This window comes from Legionella tunisiensis, assembly GCF_000308315.1.
Classification (GTDB): domain Bacteria; phylum Pseudomonadota; class Gammaproteobacteria; order Legionellales; family Legionellaceae; genus Tatlockia; species Tatlockia tunisiensis.
The window spans coordinates 1-1,823 of sequence record NZ_CALJ01000012.1 but is presented as its reverse complement, the minus strand read 5'-3'; the positions used below and the strand labels follow the sequence as shown (position 1 = coordinate 1,823).

The following is a 1,823-nucleotide window of genomic DNA, read 5'->3' as shown; positions in this document are numbered from 1 at the left end:
ATTGCTGAATGTTTCTGTATATATTTGTTGTGTTATCTTTATTCTTGGTGACAATACCAAAACACCTGGTTGTTTGGGGTTTTTAAATCCTCGAGATAAATACGCAAAAACTCCTGTTTTCCCACTACCTGTTGGCATACAAATTAGACATGATTTGTTATTTATCTTTTGATTAAAGAATTCCTCTATATATAAATTTGCTATATGTATAGCAGACTTTTGTTCTTCCCTGAAGGAGAAATCATCTATTTTTAGTAAGTTATATTCCATAATATTTTGGTAATTTTGAATACTAAATTAAATAGTAGATTATTTAATTGAAATTGTGTGGTTATTTAAAAAATTAAAGTGAAAACAATGGCGTTCTAATTTTAAATAGCTCTCCTCCATTGACCAATAGAAATGCTTGTCCCTTAGGTAAAGAAATAATATCATCCACACTAGCCATTGGCACAGAAAAGTCTGAACCCGATCCTCATTAGTCGTATTAAATAAACCCCATCGTCCCCATGCGGCGTATCATTGACCATAGAAACCTGCGTATGCCCAACAATATAACAACCTTTGGGGACAGACTCCTCCTGAAATAATATAAAATGATCTATATTTGATGAAGCTTGTCCCTAAGCGTTCTTATTACAGTAGCTTCTGGTGCCACAGCTACCTCAGGAGCTGGTAATGCAGCAATCCTGATGAGCTTATTAGGACAGAGGGTGGTTTAGGCTTGATTTTATTGGGATGTAGCGTTTGAGAATTCCTACGTCACTGCAGAGAGTAGGCGGTGACGTAGCAGTAGCCAGAATTATTCAAAGTTGCCATCAATTTTTTAACTCTGTCTTACTGAGAAGACAACCTGTTTTACACTATTAATAAAAATTTCTGGTTGATCAATGTGAATATTATGTCCACTTTTTTAACTATTTTAAGAATGCTCTTGGTGGATAACGCCAGCATTTTAATTTTTTCAGCTTTTGCTAATGCTATAGGTTTCTTGAGATCAAGATTAAGCATCGCATTAAATGCACCACGCTGATCTTCACTAATTACCGCACTAACAAAATTTTTTAATTCTCGATAACGAGTAACAAAGTGAATCATCTCATTTTGCTCAGCAATAATAACCACTAGAGGTTTATTTCCTAAAAGATAAGGATTTTTTATTCATTTTATCCAAATCATCCATATCTTTATTTTCTATCTGGCGAAAAATATCGATTTTTGTAGTAAATCATAAGGTATTGGTTGGATTTTAATTTTAGCGATTAACTCTGGGTTTTGTTTGACAGCTTGCAGTTGATTCTCACTAACCTCTAAATGTCTCTTTAAATAAGTATCTTTTTCATCAACGATGAACAGTGCATTAACAAGCTCATCAGAAAAGCCGTAATCTTTCATCCTCATAGTACCTGAAGTTGCTTCGACTAAAACCATGCCAGCAACTTCTTGTGGGTATTGCTCCAGGAAGTTCCGTATGTACAATCCACCATAAGAATGGCCAACTAAAATATAAGGTGGAGGGCTGTTTGTTCTGATTAATGGATTGTTCAATAAAGTATGCAAATCGCTTGTTGTTTTAAGAGCATCGAACTGTATCGTATTGTTGGGAATGCTGCTTTTTCCCAACCCTGCTCTACTATAACTGCAAACACGAGTAAACTTGGCAATTTCAGGTTGTACTTTTGACCAAGTAGATAAATCTGTTCCACTGCCTGCTTCAAGAATAACGGTAGGACTCCCTCTACCCTGACACCCTATATGTAACTTATGGTTCCCCACATTAATCTGGGCATCGAATACAAGAATGGCATTCTGAGAGGAGTATG

General features: G+C 35.5%; 3 protein-coding genes and 1 pseudogene. All 4 read right to left on the bottom strand.

Annotation, left to right across the window (positions count from 1 at the left end):
- On the bottom strand, nt 1-270 hold a 270-nt coding region (locus BN58_RS29425; RefSeq protein WP_156812291.1), incomplete at its 3' end, for a DEAD/DEAH box helicase family protein.
- A 73-nt stretch (nt 271-343) separates the two neighbouring features.
- A pseudogene (locus tag BN58_RS32285) lies at nt 344-554 on the bottom strand (type IV conjugative transfer system coupling protein TraD); the annotation flags it as partial.
- Nucleotides 555-858: 304 nt separating this feature from the next.
- Nucleotides 859-1,125 carry a hypothetical protein gene (locus tag BN58_RS00840; RefSeq protein WP_019215220.1) on the bottom strand — a complete coding sequence of 89 codons (267 nt, stop codon included), beginning with the start codon at nt 1,123-1,125 and terminating at the stop codon, nt 859-861.
- Between the two features lie 69 nt (nt 1,126-1,194).
- On the bottom strand, nt 1,195-1,823 hold a 629-nt coding region (locus tag BN58_RS27880), incomplete at its 5' end, for an alpha/beta fold hydrolase (protein WP_026069166.1).